This window comes from Deltaproteobacteria bacterium, assembly GCA_009930495.1.
In the GTDB taxonomy this organism is placed as follows: domain Bacteria; phylum Desulfobacterota; class Desulfovibrionia; order Desulfovibrionales; family Desulfomicrobiaceae; genus Desulfomicrobium.
This window is the reverse complement of the sequence record RZYB01000189.1, coordinates 1-4589: the sequence shown is the minus strand read 5'-3', so window position 1 is coordinate 4589 and position 4589 is coordinate 1. Positions and strand designations below refer to the sequence as shown.

The window sequence follows — 4589 nt, the reverse complement described above, 5'->3', positions numbered from 1 at the left end:
TATCTGAAAGGCAAGCCCAATCGCCTGAAGCCCAAACAGATCGCCCTGGTCGACAAGCTCAAGGCCGAGGGCGCGGCCAAGCTAACCTTCAACGTCGGATTCTTCACCAACGGCGACTCCAAGCTGGCGGAAATGTCCGGCATCATGGCCGCGGCCATGGGCTCCCTGTATCTGCTGGTGGTGACCTTTCTGTTCAGCTTCCCGGCCGGCGTCATGGCCGCGGTCTATCTGGAGGAATTCGCCCCGGACAACCGGCTGATGCACATCGTCGAGGTCAACATCAACAACCTCGCGGCCATCCCGTCCATCCTCTTCGGCCTTTTGGGGCTGGCCATCTTCATCAATTTCATGGGCCTGCCCCGGTCCTCACCCCTGGTCGGCGGCCTGACCCTGGGGCTCATGACCCTTCCGGTCATCATCATCTCCACCCGCGCCGCCATCCGGGCCATCCCCGATTCCATCCGCGAGGGAGCCCTGGCCCTGGGCGCGACGCACTGGCAGGTGGTCTGGGACCATGTCCTGCCCCTGTCCCTGCCCGGCATCCTGACCGGCACCATCATCGGCCTGGCCCGCGCCATCGGCGAAACCGCGCCGCTGCTGATCATCGGCATGATGGCCTACATCCCGGACGTACCCACCGGCTTCACCAGCGCGGCCACGGTCCTGCCGGCCCAGATCTACACTTGGTCCTCGGATTCCATCCGGGCCTTCACGGAGCGAACCTCGGCCGGAATCATCGTGCTGCTGGCCGTGCTCCTGTCCATGAACGCCCTGGCCATCCTCCTGCGCAACAAATACGAGCGTAAGTGGTAGGTGTGTAACACCTTCCTCGCCAAGCGGCCCGTGTTCACGACAAGCTCGTGAACGCGGGCCGCTTGCGTTGCGCTTGACGCCGTCCGGGGCGCGGTCTACCCGCCCGGTAAACCATCGCTTCGACCAGGACATCCGCCATGAAACAACGCCGCACCATCAGTTATTTTCTGGAATCCATCATCTTCACCGTCCTCGGACTGGGCGGAGCCTTTGCCTTCGGGCACCACAACGGCGGCATGGGCATGGCCCTATCCTTCCTGCTGACCACCACCCTTTTGTCCTGCCTGGAAATTTCGGTGTCCCTGGACAACGCCGTGGTCAACGCCACGGTTCTCAGAGCCATGACGCCCTTCTGGCAGACCATGTTCATGACCGTGGGCATCGCCATCGCCGTGTTCGGCATGCGCGTCCTGTTTCCCATCCTGATCACGGCCGTGGCCGGCAACATGGATTTCAGCCAAGCCTGGACCATCGCCACGACCCAACCGGAACAGTACCGGCAAATCATGGAGGACAGCCACCTGAGCATCATGGGCTTCGGCGGCACGTTTCTGCTCATGGTCGCCCTGACCTATTTTCTGAACGTCGAAAAAGAGACACACTGGCTGCCGGGCGTGGAAAAACTCATGGCCCGGGCCGGCGGCGTGCACAACGCGGCCGCCAGCCTGACCATCATCACGGTCATGTTGGCCGGGGGCCTTTTGCCCCAGTCCGACAGGTACACATTTTTAATCAGCTGCCTGAGCGGGTTCGCCATCCACGCCCTGATCGACGTGCTCAAGCACATCGTGGGCGGCGGCGATATCGCGGCCGTGGCCGCGCGCAGCGGTCTGGTGGGTTTTGTCTATCTGGAAATTCTCGACAGCAGTTTTTCCTTTGACGGCGTGGTCGCGGCCTTCGCCATCACCAACAACTTCTGGCTCATCGCCGCCGGCCTGGGCATCGGGGCCATGTTCGTACGCTCCATGACCGTCTATCTGGTCGCGCGCGGCACCCTGGAGCAATACAAATATCTGGAACCGGCGGCCTTCTGGGCCATCGGCTTTCTGGTCGCGGTCATGTTCCTGTCCGCGGCCGGACACCACCTGCCCGGCGGTGAAATCACCACGGGACTGACCAGCATGGTCATCCTCGGCGCGGGCGTCGCGACCAGCATCATCCAAAAACACCGCCAATAACTCACGCCGACAACGCCAAATCCGACCCCGCCTGTTCACGAATGGAGCGCGCTCCGATCGGCGTGACGTGCGCCGCGCCCTGGACAAGGGGCTCGCGGCCGGAATCAAGCCCCATGCCGCCGATGCTCCCAAGCAACGACGCGGCCAGCTCGTTCAAGGTGGCGATGGCCTGGGCCGAGGCGTCCATGGCCTGGACGTTGCCACTGGCGATGACGGCCATCTCGTCCGTGGCCGCCAAAATCCTGCCGCCGCTCTCGCGTTGCTGGACCACATCCTGGGCAATGTCGCGGACCTGACGGGCCGAAGCGCCGATAACCGCCACGATTTCATCCAGGGCCGTGCCGGATCCGTGCACCAGCTCCCGGCAACGGTGCATGGCCTCGTTGGTCAACGCGGCGTTGGCCATGCTCTCCCCGGCTCCGCGCTGGATGGCGCGGACAAAGTCCTCCACCTGACGGGTGGCGGTCATGGTCTTTTCGGCCAGTTTGCGGACCTCGTCCGCGACCACGGCGAATCTCCGCCCGGCCTCGCCGGCCCGGGCCGCCTCGATGGCCGCGTTCAAGGCCAGAAGATTGGTCTGGTCCGCGATGTCCCCGATCATGTTCATGATCGCGCCAATGCTGCGGGCCGTGTCGTCCAGGCGGGCCAGATCCTCGTGCAGGGACCGCGCCCGGGCCGAAACCTCGTCCATGACCTCCATGGACGACCGCACCACGGACTGACCGTCGCCGGCCTTGACCACGGCCTGATCCGCCAGATCAGCCGAAGACCCGGTTTTCTCCTCCACCCGCGCCAGGGAGGCCTGCATGCCCTCCATGGCCTGGGCCGCGCGGGCGGCCTCTTCCTGCTGCTCCCGCGCCCCGCGTCGCGAGGCCTGGATGGATTCAGCCAGCTCCCGAGCCGCGCGGGTCAATTCACGGGAAACACTCGCCGCCTCGCGTCCGGCCTGGGCCATGGCCCGGTTTTGGGTCTCGATATGGGCCTGGGTCGCCTTTTCCTCGCTCAGGTTGATCCAAATGGCCATGGCTCCGATCAGGGTGCCGTCCAAATCGTAAATAGGCGTGGCCGCCACCCGCAGATGGGCCACGGTTCCGGAGTCGATCCGATTCAGGGTGATCTCGACCTCGACCCGCCGCCGTTCGTCCATGGCCCGCCGGGTCAGGGTTTGTTCCCGCGCCCCGGAATAGGCGAAGGCGTTCATGGTCTGACCCAGATACAGTTCCGGCTCTCCGGGATGGCCGACCACGTCCAGGGCTGCGGCGTTGACGTGCTGGATACGGTTGTCCGTGTCCACGACCACGCACGGCACGATCACGCCATGCAACACCCCCTGGGCAAAACCAAGCTTGTTCTTGAGTTCCGCGACCATGGCCCCCACGGCCCGAATGGCCTGTCCCAGGGCATCGCGTCCCGCATAGGCAATGCCGAAGGAAAAATCGCCCCTGATGACATCCTCGCAAACCGCGGCCAGTCGTCGGACAGGGCGCAACAGCTGTCGACCGATCCACCAAATCAGCACCAGGGCGACGAGCAACGGCGGTCCGGCGCTGACCAGGCCCGAACGCGCCAAACGGGCATCAACCCCGGCCATGAGATCCTCCCGATCCACCCAGGTTACGAAACGCAGACCCCACGGCGTGAAATCCTGACCGACCACGTCCACGACCTGGCCGGAATCAAGGGAAACCACGCCCGCGCCCAGATCGGACCGGGAGGCCAGGGCCGCGCATTCGTCCTCCCGACCGGGCAGATCGATGACCATCCGCCCACTCCGGTCCACGGCGAACGTGCCCCCGTGTCCGCCCACCCCGACCTCGCGCACGAACGCGGCAAATTCCGGACTGACCAATGGCCGGGCCACTTCCAGGGCGCCGATGACCGTCCCGGCCAGGTCGCGGATGGGCGTCTGGGCCGTCAGGTGCCAGACGCCGTCCAGAAGCATGAGGCCGGATACCGCCTCGCCCCGGGCCAGGGCCAGGCTCGTCGGATGCGCCGCCGCCAGCAGGGAGCCGCGCCCCCAGCCGGACTCTCCGCTCCGAAGCGAGGTGGACACGCGGATAAAGCGCCCCTCGTGCACTTGCAGAATCGAAGCCACGGCCCCGGTCAGCTCCGCCACCTTGTCCACCACGGCCGTATTTTCGTGCAGATACCCGGAACCGTGCTTCAGAGCCGGCAGTATTAACGCCTCTGATCCACCCTGATCCTGGTCGCGCGCGGTCAGGGAAACGTCCAGAAGCCGTTCGAGCACCGGAAACCCGCTCAGTTCAAACTGCGTGGCCAGCACACCCAAATCCGAGGCGATCTTGCGCCTGGCCATGCCATCCTGAAGGCCCAGGGCCTGTCCCAACGTGTGGGACACGCCCGCCAACGTTTCCCGGCCGCGATCCACATGCATCTGGCGGGTCAACACCGCCTGCACGGCGGAAAGACACACAATCGTCACCACGACAATGCCAATGGCAACTACAACAAGCCGGGTCTGAAAACCACATCGAGCGAACATCCGTTCTCCATCCGTGTCTGGCGGTTAAAAGGCTCTCCTTCTTTCGCCGGAGAACCGACCAGAACAGTGTGACGGGACGACGTCGAAACCGCGTC

At 64.7% G+C, this 4589-nt stretch carries 3 protein-coding genes; 2 read left to right on the top strand and 1 reads right to left on the bottom strand.

Going from position 1 to position 4589, the window contains the following annotated elements:
- Both pstA and EOL86_12190 read left to right on the top strand, forming a co-directional pair.
- A partial coding sequence (gene pstA / locus EOL86_12195; protein NCD26335.1) for a phosphate ABC transporter permease PstA occupies positions 1-813 on the top strand: 813 nt, incomplete at its 5' end.
- A 137-nt stretch (positions 814-950) separates the two neighbouring features.
- On the top strand, positions 951-1991 hold the full coding sequence (locus EOL86_12190) for a DUF475 domain-containing protein (GenBank protein ID NCD26334.1): 1041 nt from the start codon (positions 951-953) through the stop codon (positions 1989-1991).
- 1 nt (position 1992) lies between these two features.
- On the opposite strand, the gene EOL86_12185 is transcribed toward EOL86_12190, so the two are convergent.
- A complete protein-coding gene (locus EOL86_12185) occupies positions 1993-4494 on the bottom strand; it encodes a PAS domain-containing protein (protein ID NCD26333.1) in 2502 nt (833 codons plus the stop codon).
- Between the last annotated feature and the right edge of the window lie 95 nt (positions 4495-4589).

What these genes read in the sequence shown, in the direction of transcription:
- EOL86_12190 (NCD26334.1), top strand. Translation starts at nt 951, where the DNA reads ATGAAACAACGCCGCACCATCAGTTATTTTCTGGAATCCATCATCTTC.
- EOL86_12185 (NCD26333.1), bottom strand. Translation starts at nt 4,494, where the DNA reads ATGTTCGCTCGATGTGGTTTTCAGACCCGGCTTGTTGTAGTTGCCATT.